The following is an 18683-nucleotide window of genomic DNA, read 5'->3' as shown; positions in this document are numbered from 1 at the left end:
AAGGTATGAGTCAGGCGCCCGAGCAGGAAGAGCTCGTCCTCGCCGCGCAGTTCCCCACGCCCCAGCTCGCGCAGTGGCAGGAACTGGTCGCGGGTGTGCTGCGCAAGTCCGGACGCTTGCCTGTCGGCTTCGACGGCGACGCTGCCGAGAAGATCGCGACGAAGACCTACGACGACATCCTTGTGCACCCGCTGTATACACGGCAGGACGCGGCGCCCGCGGCAGGCATGCCGGGGCTGCCGCCGTTCGTGCGCGCGAGCCGCCCGGAAGGCGCCGTCACCACCGGCTGGGATGTCCGCCAGCGGCACGCCCACCCGGATCCGGCCACGGCCAAGAAGTCCGTCCTGACCGACCTCGAACATGGCGTGACCTCGCTGTGGCTGGTCGTCGGCGACGCGGGACTGCCGATCGGCGCGCTGGAGGACGTGCTCGACGAGGTCTACATCGACCTGGCGCCGGTCGTGCTGGACGCGGGAGCCGGTTTCCTCGAGGCCGCGGACGCCCTGCTCGAAGTGCACTCGGACAAAGCCATCCCGGCGAGCGAGGTCGGCGGGAACCTGGGCGCCGACCCAATTGGCCTGCGCGCCCGCACCGGCGCCGACCAGGACCTCGACGGGGCCATCCAGCTCGCCGTACGGGTGTCCGGCGAATTTCCCAGGCTGCGCACGCTGGTGGCCGACGCGCTGCCGTTCCACCAGGCAGGCGGGTCGGACTCGCAAGAACTGGGGTTGTCCATCGCGACTGGGGTCGCCTACCTCCGCGCGCTCACCGCTGCGGGCCTGAGCGTCGAGAAGGCCGCTGAACAGCTGGAATTCCGGTACGCCGCGACAGCCGACCAGTTCAGCACCATCGCGAAGCTGCGGGCCGCCCGGCGCTTGTGGGGGCGTGTGCTCGAAGTGTCCGGCGCCCCGACCGTGCCGCAACGCCAGCACGCGGTCACGTCGCCCGTGATGATGACGCGCCGCGACCCGTGGGTGAACATGCTGCGCACCACGTTGGCCTGCTTCGCCGCAGGTGTCGGCGGTGCCGACTCGGTGACGGTGCTGCCGTTCGACGACGCCATCGGGTTGCCCGACAACTTCGCGCGGCGGATCGCCCGCAACACCCAGGCCGTGTTGCTCGAGGAATCCAAGGTGGCCGGGGTGATCGACCCGGCTGGCGGCTCGTACTACGTCGAACGCCTCACCGATGACCTCGCACACGCCGCGTGGGCGTTCTTCCAGACGATCGAAGGCGCGGGCGGGCTGGCCGCGGCGCTGGACTCCGGCCTGGTCGAGGACAAGCTCGCGGAGACGTGGCAGCGCCGCTCCCGCAACATCGCCCGCCGCAAGGACCCGCTCACCGGCGTCAGCGAGTTCCCGAACCTCACCGAGAAGCTCCCAATCCGCGAACAGGCTCCCGCCGGGCCGTCCGGTGGGCTCCCGCAGGTCAGACTGGCCGGGGCGTACGAGGAGCTGCGTGATCTGGCCGACGCGCAGCCGCAACGCCCGAAGGTCTTCCTCGCCACGCTCGGCCCGGTCGCCGCACACACCGCGCGTGGCACGTTCGCGGCGAACCTGTTCCAGGCGGGCGGCATCGAGACACCGAACGCGGGCGCCACATCCACAGCGGACGAGGTGGCGGAGGCGTTCGCCGCGAGCGGCACGCAGGTGGCCTGCGTGTGCGGAACGGACGCGCTGTACGCCGAGCGCGTACCGGACACGGTCGAGGCGCTGCGTACAGCAGGCGCGAAGAAGATCCTGGTGGCGGGCAAGGGCGAGTATGAGGGCGTCGACGGGTACATCCACATCGGCTGCGACGTGCTGACCGTGCTGCGGGATACCCTGAAGGCGTTGGGAGTGGGCGCATGACGATCCCCGATTTCACGACTGTCCCCCTCGGCGAGCCGACACCGGCCGGCCCGGGTGAGTGGCAGGCCGCGCTGGCCGAGTCCACCGGCAAGGGCCCGGACGCCCTGGTCTGGGAAACCCCGGAGGGCATCGGGATCAAGCCCGTCTACACCGCGGAGGACCTCGACGGACTCGACTTCCTCGACACCTATCCGGGCATCGCGCCGTACCTGCGTGGCCCGTACCCGGCGATGTACGCGACCCAGCCGTGGACCATCCGCCAGTACGCGGGGTTCTCCACCGCCGAGGAGTCCAACGCGTTCTACCGCCGCAACCTCGCGGCCGGTCAGAAAGGTCTCTCGGTCGCGTTCGACCTGGCCACGCACCGCGGATACGACTCCGACCACCCGCGCGTGACCGGCGATGTCGGCATGGCCGGTGTCGCGATCGACTCCATCTACGACATGCGGCAGCTGTTCGAGGGCATCCCGCTCGACCAGATGAGCGTGTCGATGACCATGAACGGCGCCGTGCTGCCGGTGCTCGCGCTGTACGTGGTCGCCGCGGAGGAGCAAGGTGTGCCGCCGGAGAAGCTGGCGGGGACCATCCAGAACGACATCCTCAAAGAGTTCATGGTCCGCAACACCTACATCTACCCGCCGGCCAACTCGATGCGGATCATCTCCGACATCTTCGCGTACACCTCGCAGCACATGCCCAAGTACAACTCGATCTCGATCTCCGGCTACCACATGCAGGAAGCTGGCGCCACGGCCGACCTGGAGCTGGCGTACACGCTGGCCGACGGCGTCGAGTACATCCGCGCGGGCATGGACGCCGGGCTGGACATCGACAAGTTCGCGCCGCGGCTGTCGTTCTTCTGGGCGATCGGGATGAACTTCTTCATGGAGGTCGCCAAGCTGCGCGCGGCCAGGCTGCTGTGGTCGAAACTCGTCGCCCGGTTCGACCCGAGGTCGCAGAAGTCGTTGTCGCTGCGGACACACAGCCAGACCTCCGGCTGGTCGCTGACCGCGCAGGACGTCTACAACAACGTCGTGCGCACGTGCGTAGAGGCGATGGCCGCCACCCAGGGGCACACGCAGTCGTTGCACACCAACGCCTTGGACGAGGCGCTGGCGCTGCCGACGGACTTCTCCGCCCGCATCGCCCGCAACACGCAGCTCGTGCTTCAGCAGGAATCCGGCACCACGCGCGTGATCGACCCGTGGGGCGGCAGCGCGTTCGTCGAACGGCTGACCTACGAGCTGGCCCGCAAGGCGTGGGGGCACATCAGCGAGGTCGAGACCGCGGGCGGGATGGCGAAGGCGATCGACGCCGGGATCCCGAAGCTGCGCATCGAGGAGGCCGCGGCCCGCACGCAGGCGCGGATCGACTCCGGCCGCCAGCCGGTGATCGGCGTCAACAAGTACCGCCTCGACACCGAAGAGCAGATCGACGTGCTCAAAGTGGACAACGCGGGCGTGCGCACGCGGCAGCTGGCCAAACTGGAGCGGTTGCGCGCCGAACGGGACGCCACCGCGGTCGACGACGCGTTGCGGCGACTGGAAACCGCCGCATCGGGCGACGGCAACCTGCTGGAGCTGGCGATCGACGCCGCGCGGGCCAAGGCGACGGTCGGTGAGATCTCCGGGGCGCTCGAGAAGGTCTGGGGCAGGCACTCCGGGCAGATCCGTACGATTTCCGGTGTGTACCGCGAGGAGGTCGGAACTGGCGTGTCCAATGTGGATACCGCGCGGCGGATCGTCGGCGAGTTCGCGGTCGACGAGGGCCGCAGGCCGCGGATCCTGGTCGCCAAGATGGGCCAGGACGGCCACGACCGTGGCCAGAAGGTGATCGCGACCGCCTTCGCCGACCTCGGCTTCGACGTCGACGTCGGCCCGCTGTTCCAGACCCCCGCCGAGGTCGCCCGCCAGGCGATCGAGGCGGACGTGCACGTCGTCGGCGTGTCCTCGCTGGCGGCCGGGCACCTGACACTGGTCCCGGCGCTGCGCGAGGAACTCGCCGCGCACGACCGGCCGGACATCATGGTCGTGGTCGGCGGCGTGATCCCGCCGCAGGACTTCGACGCGCTCTACGAGGCCGGTGCCGCCGCGATCTTCCCGCCGGGGACCGTGATCGCGGACGCCGTCGTCGACCTGCTGGGGAAGCTGCGGGTGCAACTCGGGCATGCCTGACATCAACGGCTTCGTCCGTGGCGTCCTCGCGGGCGAGCGGGCCGTCCTGTCCAGGGCGATCACGCTCGTCGAGTCGACCCGTGCCGACCACCGCCAGCAGGCCCAGCAGATGCTGGTCGAGCTGCTGCCGCACGGGGGCGGCGCGCACCGGGTCGGCATCACGGGCGTGCCCGGCGTCGGCAAGTCGACGTTCATCGACATGCTCGGCACGCGGCTGACCGAAGCCGGGCACAAGGTCGCCGTGCTGGCCGTGGACCCGTCGTCCAGCCGGACCGGCGGCAGCATCCTCGGCGACAAGACCCGGATGGCCAAGCTCGCCGTCGACCGGAACGCGTTCATCCGGCCGTCGCCCACCTCGGGCACGCTCGGCGGTGTGGCGCGGGCCACTCGCGAGACGATCGTGCTGATGGAGGCGGCCGGCTACGACATCGTGCTGGTCGAGACGGTCGGTGTCGGGCAGTCGGAGATCACCGTCGCCGGGATGGTCGACTGCTTCCTGTTCCTGACGCTGGCCAGGACCGGCGACCAGCTGCAGGGCATCAAGAAGGGCGTGCTGGAGCTGGCGGACGTGGTCGCGGTCAACAAGGCCGACGGCGAGCACGAGCAGGAAGCGCGCCGCGCGGCCCGTGAACTCTCCGGCGCGATGCGGCTGCTGCGCAGCGGCGACGAGCTGTGGACGCCGCCCGTGCTGACGTGCAGCGGCCTGACCGGTGCGGGGCTGGGCGAACTGTGGGACGAGGTCGGCAGGCACCACCGGACGCTCGACGAGGCCGGTGAGCTCGCCGCGAAACGCCGTCAGCAGCAGGTGGACTGGACGTGGGCGATGGTCCGCGACACGCTGATGACCCGATTGCGTGACGACGCCGAGGTCCGCTCCGTCGCGCCCGAGCTGGAACAGGACGTCCGCGACGGGCGGCTGACGCCGACGCTGGCGGCCGAGCGGATCCTCAAAGCGTTCGGCGTGCGCTAGCCTCAAAGAATGATGCGAGCTGTGGTCGCTTGTGTGCTCGTTGTGCTTTTTTCCCTGCCCTCGGGGGCAGCAACGGCTGCACCTGCCGGACTTGCTCCGTACGCCCAGCAGACCGCCACGGCGCCTGCCGGGCCCGACATCACCCCGGCGCCGACGACCGAGGACGCGGCCGACTCGAAGCAGCGCCTGGTGATCGGAATCGCCGCGGTAGTGCTGCTGGGTATCGTGATCCTCGGCCACCGGGCCCGGCGCAAGCGCATGAAGAAGGGCTAGTGACGGTGGTGTTTCAGCCTGGCTGAATCCTGTCAACCGTTTGGCGCAGCCGCCCTACCGGCGATCGGTTTGATCATCTGTTTCACCACTCCCGCTCGAGCGAGATGGTGCAGGATGGTGGTGAGTGACACTTATGTTGCGCCGACCGTGCACGATGTTCACTCGACAACCTTGAAGCTCAACCCCGGTACCACTGATTCATCGGTTCGTTTCCGTGGTGCTGCCGCGGAGGTGCGGCATGACTGTTCTGGACTCGCACGCCCAGGAGGGCGATCCTGACGTGCTGCTGACGGATTCCGGCGTCAGTATGCCCACTGTGGATGACATCGGCGCCGGTCGCGGGCCGTCCTGGTTGGACGGTTGGCTGTCCGGCAGCATCGGCGACATCGTCGCCTGGTACCGCCACATCCACGCGCATCCCGAGCTCTCGCGGCAGGAGTTCCAGACAACTCGACTGCTCGCGACGATGCTGGCGTCAGCGGGCCTCCAGCCGGTCGTCGGTCCAACTGGAACGGGTTTGATCTGCGACGTCGGCACGGGTGACCGTTGTGTCGCACTGCGTGCGGACATCGACGCTTTGCCGCTGCACGAGGCGACCGGATTGCCCTTCGCGTCCAGGGTGGACGGCGTAGCGCACTCGTGTGGACACGATGCGCACACGACCGTGCTGCTCGCGGCGGGGCTGGCGCTGGCGTCGGCGCCCGAACTGCCCGGCCGGGTGCGGCTGATCTTCCAGCCCGCCGAGGAAGTCATGCCAGGTGGCGCGCTCGACATGATCGAAGCGGGTGCGCTCAAGGGTGTCGAGCGGATCTTCGGCCTGCACTGCGATCCCCGCGTCGAGGTCGGCCGGGTCGGCACCAGGGTCGGCGCGATCACGTCGGCCACGGACCTGCTGGAACTGCGCCTGACCTCGCCGGGCGGCCACACGTCCCGTCCCCACCTGACCGCCGACCTGGTGCACGCGCTGGGCACGGTCATCACGGGCCTGCCCGCGCTGCTGTCGCGGCGCGTCGACCCCCGTTCCGGAACCGTGCTGGTCTGGGGTGCTGTGCATGCGGGTGAGGCGCCCAACGCCGTGCCAGAGGAAGGCGTCCTGCGCGGCACGCTGCGCACCGGTGACCACGAGGTCTGGGAGGACCTGGAGCCGCTGGTCGCGGGCCTGGTGCAGTCCCTGGTGACGCCGCTGGGCGTGGGTTACGAACTGCACCACCGCCGGGGTGTGCCGCCGGTCGTCAACGACGGCGAGAGCACCGCGATCCTGCGCGCGGGCATCGAGTCCGCGCTGGGCGGCGACGCGCTGGCCGGGACCAAGCAGTCATCCGGCGGCGAGGACTTCGGCTGGTACCTCGAGCACGTCCCGGGCTCGTTCGCGCGCCTCGGTGTGTGGCCGGGCGAAGGAGTCATGCGTGACCTGCACCAACCCACGTTCCAGCTGGACGAGCGTGCCCTGCTGACCGGAACCAGGGTGATGGTGCACACGGCGCTGACGGCCCTCGCCTCCTGAGTTGTCCACAGGCGGAATATGACGGAGTAGCCCCGAAGCCATGCCTCCCGAGATCCTGGAGGCATGGCAAACCCCCGCTCCCAAGCCCTCCATAACGCCGGACCTGACGCAGTCATCACCAACCACACAGCGTTGGCCCTGTACGGCTGCCAGGCGGCCGAACAGGCGACTGTGCACGTCCTCGTCCCAGCCGGTCGCCGAATCCGCTCACAGCCCGGAATCGCCGTCCGCCGCGGCCCGGTCCGCGAACGTGACGTGGAAACCCTGCACGACCTGCGCGTCCTTGCCCTCGAACCCGCGCTCGCCGAGGTGTTGTGCCGAGGCAGGCCGCTGGTCGCGCTCCGCTGCCTCAGACAGGCAGCCTCCCGGCACCCACCGGATCATGGATTCGTCCCGCGAGTCGCCGCGTGCATCCGCGCCCGCACCGACCCGCGCGGCCGGAGACGGGCCCTGCTCCTGCTGGCGGAAGTGCTGTCAGGGACCGATGCCCTGACAGGGCCTGATCCGCAGGTCGGCGACGTAGTCGGCCGGTGCCCCCGCTGCCTCCGCCGCGTCAGCCACGACCCCCAGGTACCTCGCGGAGGGAAGACCACCCTCGTACGCGTCGAGAACGTAGAGCCAGGCGACGACCGAACCCTCCAGCGTCTGCACACGGAGCCGGATCTTCTTGTACAGACCCAGCGCACCTTCCCAGCGATCAAGCCGGGACTCGTCACGGGGACTGACGTCGTAGAGCACGCAGAACACCTGCGACTCGGAGTCCTCGACCACGGTGGCGAGCGCGCCCTCCCAGCTGAGGTCCTCGCCCCCGAAGGTCAAACGCCAGCCGACGAGCCACCCGGTACCCGCCATCGGCGAGTAGGGCGCTCGCTCGAGCATCTGGCTGGGATCCATGTTGGACCCGTACGCGGCATAGAGCGGCACCCGGACAGCCTAGCGACCCGACACATCCCCCGACGGGAAGCGGCCCGGGGAGTCGCCTGACGAACGTCGCCAACCCCCACCAACCACCCCCGCTCACGCCTACCGCACAACCTCCCACTCACCGAGCAACAGCTCGCCCCGCCCACCGAACCCCACACCTCAACCACCGAACCCACACCCCACCCGACCTCACTTCGCAATCTCCCGCTTGCGCCCAGGCACCGCTTGCCTCGGCCTTGCCGGAGGGTTGGCTCACCTGCCTGGACGCCGCTCACCTCAACCCCGCCGAAAGGATGGCCTGTATGCCCGTGCGCCCGCCCAGTTCCCACCTCGCCGAACGATCTCCGTTCCGTCCATCCCAGGCAACACCCACCTCGGCCCCGGGACTACTTCTTCGCCACGCGGGTGGCTCGGGTCGAACGCACTGGATGGGCGCAGGTCGCGTCCACTGAACCCATTGACGTCGTCGGCTACGCCCTGACCGCCACCAACGACACCCTGGCCGCGTCCCCGGCGGCTGGACCCCGAAGGCCTCCGACAACGGCCAACTTGGCCTGGCTGCCCTTTGCGGCGCGTGTCCCGTCCGTCCGGGGTGACGCTCTGTTCGGTCTCAGAACGACCATTCGGCCAGGTGGGCTGGCCTGGCCGCGATGGGCGGAGTGTCGTTTCGTCGGCTTTGGATGAGGCCTTGCTCGGTCTCGTGGAATGTTCCATTGCCGCACCTGAGTGCGGCTGTTCCGAGCATTCTCCTGTTCACGCAGGGGCGACACCCTCCTTGGCCGGATTGCCTCTGCGCCGGTGGCTGCACTCTGCTGCCTGCGCGGCTACCTGGGGGCAACCCATCCCACCGCCCGTGGCCACGGGGCGTTGCTGGGGCCTTGCGCTCCGTTGTCGGAAATCTCCCCGATGTGGGGCGCTGAGCGATCCAGCGTACGGTTTACGGGGACCAGTTTTTGCGGTACAGGAGGAGCGCGTTGACCCGGATCGTGATCATGGGTGGCGGTGTCGGCGGGTACGAGGCCGCGCTGGTTGCGGCGCAGCATGGCGCTGACGTCACGATTGTCGAACGTGATGGGCTTGGTGGTGCGTGCGTCCTTTACGACTGTGTGCCGTCGAAGACCTTCATCGCTTCCGCTGGTGCGCGTTCGGCGTTCCGCAACGCTGATGAGCTGGGGATCCGGACCAACGGGTCGGAAGCCGAGGTCGAGGTTCCGGTTGTGCACGGGCGGGTTCGTGGGCTTGCGCTCGCGCAGTCGGCGGACATCCGGGCGCGGTTGCAGCGGGAGGGTGTGCGGCTGATCGCGGGGGTTGCCCGCTTCGTCGACGACCGGCCCGGCATGGCTGAGCACCGGATCGGGGTGACGCCGCACAGCGGCGAGCCCGAGGTGCTCGCGGCGGATGTCACCCTGATCGCGACGGGTGCCACGCCGAGGGTGCTGCCCGGTGCTGTTCCGGACGGCGAGCGCATTCTCGACTGGCGGCAGCTGTACGACCTCAACGAACTGCCGGAACACCTGGTCGTGGTCGGTTCCGGGGTCACCGGTGCGGAGTTCGCCTCGGCTTACACCGAGATGGGTGTGAAGGTCAGCGTGGTCTCCAGCCGGGACCGTGTGCTGCCGCACGAGGACGCGGACGCGGCGGCTGTGCTTGAGGACGCCTTCGCTGAGCGTGGCACGACTTTGTACAAGCACGCGCGGGCCGAGAAGGTCGAGCGTGTCACCGACGGTGTCGTTGTGCATCTGCAGGATGGCCGCAAGATCGAGGCCAGCCATGCGCTGATGACGGTCGGCTCCGTCCCCAACACCGCCGACATCGGACTGGAGAAGCTGGGGATCGAGCCGGGGCCTGGTGGGTTCATCTCGGTCGACCGCGTGTCGCGGACGGGTGTGCCGGGTGTGTACGCCGCTGGCGACTGCACTGGTGTGCTGATGCTCGCGTCGGTCGCGGGTATGCAGGGGCGGATCGCGATGTGGCACGCGCTCGGTGAGGGCGTCGCGCCGATCAGGCTCAAGACCGTCGCGGCGAACGTGTTCACGCACCCCGAGATCGCCACGGTCGGCATCAGCCAGCAGGCGATCGACTCCGGCGAGGTGCCCGCCCGCACGATCATGCTGCCGCTGGCCACCAACGCGCGGGCCAAAATGGAGGGTCTGCGCCGCGGTTTCGTGAAGCTCTTCTGCCGTCCGGCCACCGGTGTGGTGATCGGTGGTGTCGTGGTCGCGCCGACGGCGAGCGAGCTGATCCTGCCGATCGCGATCGCGGTGCAGAACCAGCTCACGGTCGAGCACCTGGCGTTGACGTTCTCGGTTTATCCCTCGCTGTCCGGTTCGATCACCGAGGCGGGCAGGCGGCTGATGCGGCACGACGACCTGGACTGAGAATTCCCGGAAACTCGTGGCAACCCGGAGATCGGCCCGGGCGTGTGTGTGGCGAAGGCATGAACCCGCCTGAACACATGAAAGGTCTCCGATGCGTATTCGCTCCATTGTGGCTGGTCTCGTCGGCGCCGGCGTGCTGATCCTCGGTGCTCCGATTGCCATGGCGGACACCGACGGCAACCCCGCGCCGGCTGCGACGTCCGCGCCGGCCAAGGAGCCGACGACGGCCAAGCCTGCCCCGACGGACAGCCGCGTGACGACTTCGCCGCAGAAGCCGGCCGCGACGAGGTCGCCCGAGCAGCTGCCGCCGCCCGGAAAGCCGGCCGTGGACAAGACCGGGCGCGCGGTCAAGCCGGTCGGCGCTCCGGAAACCGGTGGTGGCATGGAGGAGTCGACGAGCAACACCGGTGCGCTGGTGATCGGTGGCATCGCGCTCGTCGCTGTGGCCAGTGGTGGCACGGCGGCGTACCGGCGCCTGCGCAAGCAGAGCTGATTGCCGTGCGGGCATGGCTGGGTGCCGCGGCCGTCCTCTTTGTCCTGGTCGGCTGCGCCGGGTGCGGCGGTGACGACGGTGAGCCGGTCGCACCGGTCGGACAGGCGTCCACAGTAGACTCCGGGGCCGCGCCTGCCGTGCACGGCGTGGCGTCGCTGCCCCCGTCGACGCCGACCGAGATCGCCATCCCGAAGATCGGCGCCCGGTCGTCGCTCGTCCTGCTCGGCCTGAACGCGGACCGGACGATCCAGGTGCCGCCGGTCGACCAGCCGATGCAAGCGGGCTGGTACGACAAGGCGCCGACACCGGGTGAGGTCGGTCCCGCGATCGTCCTCGGCCACGTCGACGGCAACAAGAAGCCGGGGATCTTCCACCGGCTCAAGGAACTGGTCGTCGGCGACGAGATCGCCGTGTCCAGGCAGGACGGCAAGACGGCGCAGTTCAAGGTCACGCACGTCGAGCAGATCGCCAAGCGCGAGTTCCCGACCGACAAGGTGTACGGCGACACCCAGGGGCCGGAGCTGCGCCTGATCACGTGCGGCGGCCAGTTCGACCACGCGGCCCACAGCTACAAGGACAACATCATCGTCTACGCGGCCTTGATCCCTCCAGTGTCCTGAGTGGAGTACCGGTCGTGATTCGGTGTGGGGCCCCACACCGAATCCGGCAGCTGCTCACGGCAACCTCGGCGGCCCCTGGTCGACTCGGCGGCGGATGGCGTCGGCGTTGTCGAGCAGCTCGCCGAACGGCATGCGCTCGTCCCACCACGTCACGCCCGCGTCGGCCAGCGACTGGAGCACCGGCCACTCGCCGTCCGGGCTGGACCCGCCGACGATGAAGTCGAACGGCTCGTCCGCCAGCCCTGCCTCGGCACGCGCGGACTGTAAGAACGTGCCCGCCGCGGTGACCTCCTCCAGCGGCGGCGGCTCCGCCTGCCACGCACCGGACAACATCGGCATGGCCCCGTCCCACCTGGCCGCCCGCCGCATCGGCGGCAGGTTCGGCCACCTGCCACCCACCCAGATCGGCACACGTGGCCGTTGCACGGGCGTCGGCCGGAACATCACATCTCGCACCGTCACGTGCTTGCCTTCATATGTGGTGCGCTCGCCGGACCAGAGCCGGTCGAGCACGGTCAGCCCCTCGTCGAGGCGTTCGGCGAGCACCCGCCGCGATGTCGGCTCGCCGAACGAACCGTATTCGTCCTCCATCGGCTCGCCCAGGCCGACGCCGAGGACCATCCGGCCCCCGGTCAGCCGGTCCAGCGTGGTCACCTCGCGGGCCAGCTTCTGCGGCCTGCGGCGGGCGACCGGGGTGATCATCGTGCCCAGCCTGATCCGGCTGGTGACCATGGCGGCGGCCGTGAGCAGGATCCACGGGTCGGCGATGTCCCTGGCGAGGTTCTTCTCGTGCACGACGTGGTCCCACACGAACAACCCGTCCCACCCCGCGTGTTCGACCGCCTGGGCGAGGACGGCGACGGCCTCAGGGTCGGCGAAGTCGCCGAAGTTGGGGATGTTGACCGAGAATCGCATGCCTCACACCATGCACCCACCCACCGACAAAACTGCGAGACTGGCTGCATGACCGTCCGCACGCTGCTGATACTCCGGCATGCCAGCGCCGCGAACGCGGTGGATCTCGCCGACGTGGAGCGCCCGCTGACCCCGATCGGCCGCGAGGAGGCCACCAAGGTCGGACGGGACCTGGCGGCGATGCGCCCGGAGCACGTGCTGTGCTCGCCCGCGCTGCGGACGCGGCAGACCTGGGACCGCGTGCGCGCGGAGCTGGCGAACCAGCCGGCGGTCACCTTCGACCAGAGCATGTACCTGGCCGGTGTGGACACCTTGCGCGAACTGGTGTGGCAGACCGGCGACGACGTGACCACCCTGCTGCTGATCGGCCACAACCCGGCGGTGCACGAGCTGGCCTGGGTCCTGCTCGGCGAGCAGGCACCGCAGCGCTTCCCACCGGCGAGCCTCGCGGCGGTCGAGTTCGACGGGGACTGGCCGGAACTCTAGAACGACGCGCGAGACCGGCCGAGGTTGCTGAGAAATTCCCTTCATTTATCTTGCCAACCCGACGCAACGGGTCATAGCCCGGTACGTCTTTATGGGTGCGAAAAGCAAACAGGCAAAAAATTGAGGGGGAAACCACAATGCGTAAGAACACTCTCGCCGGCGCGGTCGCTTTCGGTATCGCGGGTCTTTTCATTGTCGGCGGTGTCGCGAACGCGGAGCAGGGTCCGGGTAACGACGGCAGGATCGCCGTCGGCAAGGCCTCGTACAAGGCGGGCGAGACGGTCGAGATGAGCGGTGTCTGCCGCATGGAGGGCGTCGCCAAGTGGACGGTCACCTCCAAGGCCTTCGTGGCACCGGGCGAGGTCCGGATCGCCGGCCAGGCGCACGACGGCTTCACCGGCACCGCGAAGGTCGGCAAGGACGTCAAGCCCGGCACCTACACCGTCAGCTTCACGTGCGTCGACCGCGCGATCAGCGCGAACCTGAAGGTGGTCGGTGCCGAGCAGAAGCAGGCCAAGCCGGCTGAGACCACGAAGAAGGCCGACGGCCAGGTCGCGGTCAAGCCGAAGGGCGCGGCGGACACCGGCGAGGGCGACGTGGTGGCCGCCCCGGCGCGGGAGCAGGGCTCGAACACCGGCCTGTACGCGCTGGGCGGCGCCGGTCTGCTCGCCGCGGGTGGTGCGGGTGCGTTCATGCTCCGCCGCCGCTCGCGTACCCAGAACTGAAAACCGACCACACGCTGGTGGCCCTGTCCCGGGGAAGGGGACAGGGCCACTTTCGTGTGTGCGGCGTGCCCGAGGTTGCCTCGAAAATCCGGATTTTATTTCTGGATCCGGGTGCAACCGGCGTGAACTCGGGGCGTCTTTATTGGTGAGAAAACGAAATGACCACCTGAACTTGGGGGAACCTGAAATGCGCAAGAACACCTTCTTCGGCTCTGTCGCCCTCGGCATCGCGGGCCTGGCGCTGGCCGCTCCGCTGGCGAACGCGACCGGCGACGGCGTGATCAGAGTCGAGCCGGGTGCCGCCGACCGGGGGCAGCAGGTCACCGTGTCCGCCAACTGCAACTGGCCGGGAGGGGCGTCGGCCAAGCTGGACTCGAAGGTGCTGGAGCCCGCGACCCTGAACCACAAGGGCGATGGCATCCTGACCGGCGTCGCCAAGGTGAAGGCCGACGCGCAGCCGGGTTCGTGGCCCGTCAGCTTCAAGTGCGGGGACGTGACGGTGCGCGGCTCGTTCGTCGTGAAGGCTGTCCAGGCGTCGAAGCACAAGCCCGCCCCGGCGGCCGCGAAGGACAGTGGCCAGGTCGCGGTGAAGCCGAAGGGTGCGGCGGACACCGGCGAGGGTGACGTCGCCGCTGCCCCGGCACAGGAATCGGGTTCGAACACGGGCCTGTACGTGCTGGGTGGCGCGGGTGTTCTGGCTGCGGGTGGCGCGGGCGTGTTCATGCTCCGCCGCCGCTCACGCGCCTGATCGGACGCCGCGAGCAACGGATCTGCGGCAGACACGTCATAGGGAGTACGGAAAGGGAGTTGAGCGTCATGCGGAAATGGCTGGGTGGCGCGGTTGTCGCGTTGGCCTTGGTGCTGGGTGCTTGTTCGGGGGAGCAGGCCGCGGCGCCGCGACCGGCGGAGAACACCTCCGTCGCGCCGCCTCAGGCGGACCAGGCGGACCAGCGGGAACAGACCGCGCTGTCCGCCTCGACACCGACGGAGGTCTCGATCCCGAAGATCGGCGCGCACTCCACGTTGGTGCCGCTCGGGCTCAATCCGGATGAGACAGTGCAGGTCCCGCCTGTGACACAACCGATGCAGGCGGGCTGGTACGACAAGGCACCGACCCCAGGGGAGATCGGGCCCGCGGTGATCCTCGGTCACGTGGACGGTGACCACAAACCGGGAATCTTCTACAAGCTCAAGGAGATGGCCGCGGGCGACGAGATATTCGTGTCCCGCAGCGACGGGACCAAGGTGCGGTTCGTCGCCGACCGGGTGAAGCAGGTGTCGAAGGACGCGTTCCCGACGGACGAGGTGTACGGGGACACCACGAAACCGGAACTGCGCCTGATCACCTGCGGCGGCGTGTTCGACAAGGGCGCCCGCAGCTACAAGGACAACATCATCGTCTTCGCGACGATGCAGCCCGCCGGGCGCTGACCGGGGTCAGAGGTCCTTCAGCGGGGTGCGGCCGGTCCGGCCCGCGCTCCACATGGTGTGTTCCTTGGAGATCGTTCCTTCTGCCTCGTCGACGAACTCGGCCCACTGCTCGCCGTCCATGTCCTCGTCGACGAGGGACAGGACGTGCCGGATCTCGCGGGCCGTGAGGCTGTACGACGCGGCTTCGGTGTGCAGCTGTTTGGCGTGCAGCCACGCGGTTATCCCGGCAACGGCGGCGCTGACGACACCGAGCAGGTCAATGGACGTCACGCCGGACGCCTTGAGCGCTCCGGCGCCGACTCCGACCAGTTCACCGACCAGAGCGATCGCGCGCCACACCCGCGACTGGCGGTCCCGCTGCGCCGCGACCTTCGAGTACCAGTCGACCTGTTCGGTCAGGCGGCCCACCCGGTAGGTGCTGATGCGCTGGGCTTTGCTCGCCGCGCGGCAGCGTTCCATGTCCTCGTTGACGTCGTTGCCGCTGGAGACGTCCACGATCCGCAGGTTGCGGCTGAGCTCACGCAGGCGGTGGATGTAGAGCTGACGCGCCTCGGCGGCGGGCATGGCCTCCGGGAACGGATCTCCGCAGACGGCATACCGCCAGGCGAGCGTCTTGCACGACTCCGCCGCGGTGCGGCTCTCGTACCACCGGTTCTCGTCCTGTTGCTGCTCGATGTAGAACCGGACGACGAGCGAGGCGAGGAACGCCAGCGCGGCGAGGACTCCCGCCCAGTCGACGCCGGAGCCGCCGAACTTCAGGGACGCCGCCCCGCTGGCCGCGGCGACGAAGAGCAGGATCAGGCTCAGCCGTAACTGCCCGAAGTAGCGGCGCTTCACCCTGACAGCGCTGGCGTCGGCGTCCTGGAAGAACGGTGGCAGTTGGTGCCACGTGAAGAGAGGGCTGGTCGGCTCGGTCATGGTGGCGTCGTGCTCCGGCTCTTTCAGGTCTGGTCGATCGACTTCGGTAAGAACTTAGTGGGTCGGCGTGCGCCGGGGCGTTGGTCCGATAGGGCGTCGTCGTGCGGGCGTAGGCTCACGGTCGTGAGTCAGGATCAAGGTGCGTGGCAGGTTTTCGGCGAACGGACCGTCTACGACAACAGGTGGGTCCGGCTGGAGCTCGCGGACGTGCAGGCCCCCAACGGGGAACGCATGGACTACCACGTGGTGAGCCTCGACCGGATCGCCATCGCGTTGGTCGTGGACGATCAGGACAGGGCGTTGATGTTGTGGCGTTACCGGTTCCCTGTCGGCCAATGGGGATACGAGCTGCTGGGTGGCCTGGTCGAACAGGGCGAGGACCCGGCTGTCGCGGCCGCGCGGGAAACCGTCGAGGAAAGCGGGTGGCGGCCGGTGGGCGAGTCCGAGCACCTGATCAGCTTCGAGCCGCTGCCCGGACAGGTCAGGGCGCCGGTGGACGTCTACCTGTGGCGCGCGGCCGAGCACGTCGGCGACCCGACCGACACCGAGGAAGTCGGTCGCGTCGAATGGGTTCCGCTCAGCCGAATCCCGGAGTTGGCCCAGCAGGGGAAACTTCTCGGTGCGGGCGCGCTCGTGCCGCTCATGTACTACATCGCGACGCGCTGAGCGGAAGGGGAAACCGGTCCGGTTTCCCCTTCCACCGAGTCAGTCGGTCACCCAGTCGAAGGTCTTCGTGACCGCCTTCTTCCACTCGCTGAACAGCGCTTCGCGCTTGGTCTCGTCGAGCGCGGGCTCCCATTGCTTGTCTTTGGCCCAGTTGTTGCGGATGTCGTCCTCACCGGACCAGAAACCCACCGCCAGGCCGGCCGCGTAGGCCGCGCCCAGAGCCGTCGTCTCGGCGACCACCGGGCGGATCACCGGCACGTCCAGGATGTCCGCCTGGAACTGCATCAGCAGTTCGTTGGCGACCATCCCGCCGTCCACCTTCAACGCCTTCAGCGGCACGCCCGAGTCCGCGTTCATCGCGTCGATCACCTCGCGGGACTGGAACGCCGTGGCTTCCAGCACCGCGCGGGCCAAGTGTCCCTTGTTGACGAACCTGGTCAGGCCGACGATCGCGCCGCGCGCGTCGGACCGCCAGTACGGCGCGAACAGGCCGGAGAACGCCGGGACGAAGTAGCAGCCGCCGTTGTCCTCCACGCTGCGGGCGTGTTCCTCGATCTCCGCCGCGGTGGTGATCATGCCGAGGTTGTCGCGGATCCACTGCACCAGCGAGCCCGTCACGGCGATCGAGCCTTCCAGCGCGTACACCGTGTCGTTGGTGCCGATCTTGTAACAGACCGTTGTCAGCAGGCCGTTCTCGCTCATCACCTTCTCTGTGCCGGTGTTGAGCAGGACGAAGTTGCCGGTGCCGTAGGTGTTCTTGGCCTCGCCGGGCGACAGGCAGGCCTGGCCGAACGTCGCCGCCTGCTGGTCGCCGAGGATCCCGGCGATCGGCACGCCCGCCAGCGCGCCCTTCTCCCGCACGTTGCCGTAGACCTCCGACGATGACCGGATCTCCGGCAGCATCGACAGCGGAATGCCCATCTCACCGGCGATCTCCGCGTCCCACCGCAGGGTGTCCAGGTCCATCAGCATCGTCCGGGACGCGTTCGTCGGGTCCGTGACGTGCACGCCACCCTCGGGGCCGCCGGTCATGTTCCACAGCACCCAGGTGTCCATGTTGCCGAACAGCAGCTCGCCGCGTTCCGCGCGCTCACGCACACCGTCCACATTGTCCAGTATCCAGCGGACCTTGGGGCCGGAGAAGTACGTCGCCAGCGGCAGCCCGGTCTTCGCGCGGTAGCGCTCCTGCCCGCCGCCCAGCGCGCCGAGCTCGTTGACGATCTTGTCGGTCCTGGTGTCCTGCCAGACGATCGCGTTGTAGACGGGTTTCCCGGTCGCCTTGTCCCACACCACCGCGGTCTCGCGCTGGTTGGTGATGCCGACCGCCGCGATGTCGGAGACGTGCAGGTCCGCTTTGGCCACGGCACCCGCGGCCACCTCGCGGGTGTTGCGCCAGACTTCCTCGGGGTTGTGCTCGACCCACCCTGCCTTGGGGAAGATCTGCTCGTGTTCCATCTGGTCCACGGAGACCACCCGGCCGTCGTGGCTGAAGATCATGCAGCGGGTGGACGTCGTGCCCTGGTCGATCGCGGCCACGTACTGGGCCATGGTGAGCGTTCCTTTCCCTCAGACGGGCAGTACGAGGTAGAGCAGTCCGGCGAGCAGCGCACCGATCAGCGGGCCGACGATCGGCACCCACGAGTAGCCCCAGTCGGCGCTGCCCTTGCCGCGGATCGGCAGGATCGCGTACGCGATGCGCGGGCCGAGGTCGCGTGCCGGGTTGATGGCGTAACCCGTCGGCCCGCCGAGTGACGTACCGATCACCAGCACGACGAACGCGACACCGGCGTACCCCAGCGCCGAGTTGCCGAACTGCGGCACGCCGTCCGTGCCCGCGGTCTTGGCCGCCGGGCTCAGCAGGATCCAGCCGACCAGCACGAACGTGCCGATCACCTCGGTCACGGTGTTCCACAGTGGATGGCGCACGGTCGGTGCGGTCGAGAAGATCCCCAGTGTGTTCTGCGGTTCCGGGTGCGTGTCGAACTGCAGCTTGTACGTCAGCCAGCACAGCGTCGCGCCGATGATCGCGCCGACCAGCTGCGCGAGGACGTAGATCGGCACGTCCGCCCAGTCGGTCTTGCCCGTGACCGCGAGGCCGAGCGTGACCGCCGGGTTGAGGTGCGCGCCGCTCGGCGCCGCGATGCTCGCGCCGGCGAACACGGCGAACGCCCAGCCGAAGTTCACGAACAGGAAACCGGTGCCGTTACCGAGCGTGTCCCGCAATACCTGGTTGGCCACCACACCGGTACCCAGCAAGATCAGTACCGCGGTGCCGAGCACCTCCCATAGGAATATCTCACCCGCGCCCATCGCCACCTCCAGCATTTCGCCCACTCGGACCAGGGCAGACGGCGTG

The 18683-nt window shown here is 68.8% G+C and carries 19 protein-coding genes; 13 read left to right on the top strand and 6 right to left on the bottom strand.

Annotated features, from left to right (window positions below; translation table 11 throughout):
* Positions 1-5 precede the first annotated feature (5 nt).
* The 5 genes from AOZ06_RS48560 (at position 6) to AOZ06_RS48540 (ending at position 6771) form a co-directional block, all read left to right on the top strand.
* On the top strand, positions 6-1850 hold the full coding sequence (locus AOZ06_RS48560; RefSeq protein ID WP_054295565.1) for a methylmalonyl-CoA mutase family protein: 1845 nt from the start codon (positions 6-8) through the stop codon (positions 1848-1850).
* Entirely contained in the window at positions 1847-4024 is a 2178-nt protein-coding gene (gene scpA, locus AOZ06_RS48555; protein ID WP_054295564.1) for a methylmalonyl-CoA mutase, read from the top strand. The genes AOZ06_RS48560 and scpA overlap by 4 nt, the downstream gene beginning before the upstream one ends.
* A complete protein-coding gene (meaB, locus tag AOZ06_RS48550) occupies positions 4017-4994 on the top strand; it encodes a methylmalonyl Co-A mutase-associated GTPase MeaB (protein WP_054295563.1) in 978 nt (325 codons plus the stop codon). The genes scpA and meaB overlap by 8 nt, the downstream gene beginning before the upstream one ends.
* Positions 4995-5003: 9 nt before the next feature.
* Positions 5004-5267, top strand: coding sequence for a hypothetical protein (locus AOZ06_RS48545; protein WP_157233657.1), 264 nt, complete (start codon positions 5004-5006; stop codon positions 5265-5267).
* A 238-nt stretch (positions 5268-5505) separates the two neighbouring features.
* A complete protein-coding gene (locus AOZ06_RS48540) occupies positions 5506-6771 on the top strand; it encodes an amidohydrolase (RefSeq protein WP_054295561.1) in 1266 nt (421 codons plus the stop codon).
* A gap of 207 nt (positions 6772-6978) precedes the next feature.
* Here AOZ06_RS48540 and AOZ06_RS57460 read toward each other — a convergent pair whose 3' ends face one another.
* Both AOZ06_RS57460 and AOZ06_RS48535 read right to left on the bottom strand, forming a co-directional pair.
* Positions 6979-7155 carry a hypothetical protein gene (locus AOZ06_RS57460; protein WP_157233656.1) on the bottom strand — a complete coding sequence of 59 codons (177 nt, stop codon included), beginning with the start codon at positions 7153-7155 and terminating at the stop codon, positions 6979-6981.
* A gap of 90 nt (positions 7156-7245) precedes the next feature.
* Positions 7246-7695, bottom strand: coding sequence for a gamma-glutamylcyclotransferase family protein (locus AOZ06_RS48535; RefSeq protein ID WP_054295560.1), 450 nt, complete (start codon positions 7693-7695; stop codon positions 7246-7248).
* Positions 7696-8669: 974 nt separating this feature from the next.
* Here AOZ06_RS48535 and AOZ06_RS48530 point away from each other — a divergent pair.
* From AOZ06_RS48530 to AOZ06_RS48520, 3 genes are all read left to right on the top strand, one after another.
* Positions 8670-10073 (top strand): NAD(P)H-quinone dehydrogenase, encoded by a 1404-nt coding sequence (locus AOZ06_RS48530; protein WP_054295559.1) that lies wholly within the window; start codon positions 8670-8672, stop codon positions 10071-10073.
* A 91-nt stretch (positions 10074-10164) separates the two neighbouring features.
* Entirely contained in the window at positions 10165-10566 is a 402-nt protein-coding gene (locus tag AOZ06_RS48525) for a hypothetical protein (RefSeq protein WP_157233655.1), read from the top strand.
* Positions 10563-11186, top strand: a complete 624-nt coding sequence (locus AOZ06_RS48520; RefSeq protein ID WP_054295557.1) for a class F sortase — start codon at positions 10563-10565, stop codon at positions 11184-11186. Before AOZ06_RS48525 ends, AOZ06_RS48520 begins: the two co-directional genes overlap by 4 nt.
* Before the next feature lie 54 nt (positions 11187-11240).
* Here the strand turns inward: AOZ06_RS48520 and AOZ06_RS48515 are convergent, their stop codons facing one another.
* Entirely contained in the window at positions 11241-12101 is an 861-nt protein-coding gene (locus tag AOZ06_RS48515; protein WP_054295556.1) for an LLM class flavin-dependent oxidoreductase, read from the bottom strand.
* A gap of 48 nt (positions 12102-12149) precedes the next feature.
* On the opposite strand from AOZ06_RS48515, the gene AOZ06_RS48510 reads away from it, so the two are divergent.
* The 4 genes from AOZ06_RS48510 to AOZ06_RS48495 all read left to right on the top strand — a co-directional run bounded on the left by AOZ06_RS48510 (position 12150) and on the right by AOZ06_RS48495 (position 14743).
* Positions 12150-12587 (top strand): SixA phosphatase family protein, encoded by a 438-nt coding sequence (locus AOZ06_RS48510; RefSeq protein WP_054295555.1) that lies wholly within the window; start codon positions 12150-12152, stop codon positions 12585-12587.
* Positions 12588-12724: 137 nt separating this feature from the next.
* A complete protein-coding gene (locus tag AOZ06_RS48505; RefSeq protein ID WP_054295554.1) occupies positions 12725-13312 on the top strand; it encodes a hypothetical protein in 588 nt (195 codons plus the stop codon).
* A 187-nt stretch (positions 13313-13499) separates the two neighbouring features.
* Entirely contained in the window at positions 13500-14060 is a 561-nt protein-coding gene (locus AOZ06_RS48500) for a hypothetical protein (protein WP_054295553.1), read from the top strand.
* Between the two features lie 68 nt (positions 14061-14128).
* Positions 14129-14743, top strand: a complete 615-nt coding sequence (locus tag AOZ06_RS48495) for a class F sortase (RefSeq protein ID WP_054295552.1) — start codon at positions 14129-14131, stop codon at positions 14741-14743.
* A 6-nt stretch (positions 14744-14749) separates the two neighbouring features.
* On the opposite strand, the gene AOZ06_RS48490 is transcribed toward AOZ06_RS48495, so the two are convergent.
* Positions 14750-15661, bottom strand: coding sequence for a DUF4231 domain-containing protein (locus tag AOZ06_RS48490; protein ID WP_054295551.1), 912 nt, complete (start codon positions 15659-15661; stop codon positions 14750-14752).
* Positions 15662-15784: 123 nt separating this feature from the next.
* On the opposite strand from AOZ06_RS48490, the gene AOZ06_RS48485 reads away from it, so the two are divergent.
* On the top strand, positions 15785-16327 hold the full coding sequence (locus tag AOZ06_RS48485; protein ID WP_054295550.1) for an NUDIX hydrolase: 543 nt from the start codon (positions 15785-15787) through the stop codon (positions 16325-16327).
* A 39-nt stretch (positions 16328-16366) separates the two neighbouring features.
* Here AOZ06_RS48485 and glpK read toward each other — a convergent pair whose 3' ends face one another.
* Both glpK and AOZ06_RS48475 read right to left on the bottom strand, forming a co-directional pair.
* Positions 16367-17875 (bottom strand): glycerol kinase GlpK, encoded by a 1509-nt coding sequence (glpK, locus tag AOZ06_RS48480; protein WP_054295549.1) that lies wholly within the window; start codon positions 17873-17875, stop codon positions 16367-16369.
* An 18-nt stretch (positions 17876-17893) separates the two neighbouring features.
* Positions 17894-18637: an MIP/aquaporin family protein gene (locus tag AOZ06_RS48475; protein WP_054297471.1), complete on the bottom strand. Its 744-nt coding sequence runs from the start codon at positions 18635-18637 to the stop codon at positions 17894-17896.
* Positions 18638-18683: the final 46 nt, after the last annotated feature.

The organism is Kibdelosporangium phytohabitans, from assembly GCF_001302585.1.
Classification (GTDB): domain Bacteria; phylum Actinomycetota; class Actinomycetes; order Mycobacteriales; family Pseudonocardiaceae; genus Kibdelosporangium; species Kibdelosporangium phytohabitans.
This window is presented reverse-complemented; position numbering and strand designations above follow the sequence as displayed.

Excerpts from the sequence above, each read along its gene's own strand:
- AOZ06_RS48515 (WP_054295556.1), bottom strand. The coding sequence starts at position 12,101 with ATGCGATTCTCGGTCAACATCCCCAACTTCGGCGACTTCGCCGACCCT.
- AOZ06_RS48490 (WP_054295551.1), bottom strand. The coding sequence starts at position 15,661 with ATGACCGAGCCGACCAGCCCTCTCTTCACGTGGCACCAACTGCCACCG.
- AOZ06_RS48475 (WP_054297471.1), bottom strand. The coding sequence starts at position 18,637 with ATGGGCGCGGGTGAGATATTCCTATGGGAGGTGCTCGGCACCGCGGTA.
- scpA (WP_054295564.1), top strand. The coding sequence starts at position 1,847 with ATGACGATCCCCGATTTCACGACTGTCCCCCTCGGCGAGCCGACACCG.
- AOZ06_RS48495 (WP_054295552.1), top strand. The coding sequence starts at position 14,129 with ATGCGGAAATGGCTGGGTGGCGCGGTTGTCGCGTTGGCCTTGGTGCTG.
- AOZ06_RS48505 (WP_054295554.1), top strand. The coding sequence starts at position 12,725 with ATGCGTAAGAACACTCTCGCCGGCGCGGTCGCTTTCGGTATCGCGGGT.
- glpK (WP_054295549.1), bottom strand. The coding sequence starts at position 17,875 with ATGGCCCAGTACGTGGCCGCGATCGACCAGGGCACGACGTCCACCCGC.
- AOZ06_RS48540 (WP_054295561.1), top strand. The coding sequence starts at position 5,506 with ATGACTGTTCTGGACTCGCACGCCCAGGAGGGCGATCCTGACGTGCTG.
- AOZ06_RS48525 (WP_157233655.1), top strand. The coding sequence starts at position 10,165 with ATGCGTATTCGCTCCATTGTGGCTGGTCTCGTCGGCGCCGGCGTGCTG.
- AOZ06_RS57460 (WP_157233656.1), bottom strand. The coding sequence starts at position 7,155 with ATGATCCGGTGGGTGCCGGGAGGCTGCCTGTCTGAGGCAGCGGAGCGC.
- meaB (WP_054295563.1), top strand. The coding sequence starts at position 4,017 with ATGCCTGACATCAACGGCTTCGTCCGTGGCGTCCTCGCGGGCGAGCGG.
- AOZ06_RS48510 (WP_054295555.1), top strand. The coding sequence starts at position 12,150 with ATGACCGTCCGCACGCTGCTGATACTCCGGCATGCCAGCGCCGCGAAC.
- AOZ06_RS48560 (WP_054295565.1), top strand. The coding sequence starts at position 6 with ATGAGTCAGGCGCCCGAGCAGGAAGAGCTCGTCCTCGCCGCGCAGTTC.
- AOZ06_RS48500 (WP_054295553.1), top strand. The coding sequence starts at position 13,500 with ATGCGCAAGAACACCTTCTTCGGCTCTGTCGCCCTCGGCATCGCGGGC.
- AOZ06_RS48545 (WP_157233657.1), top strand. The coding sequence starts at position 5,004 with ATGATGCGAGCTGTGGTCGCTTGTGTGCTCGTTGTGCTTTTTTCCCTG.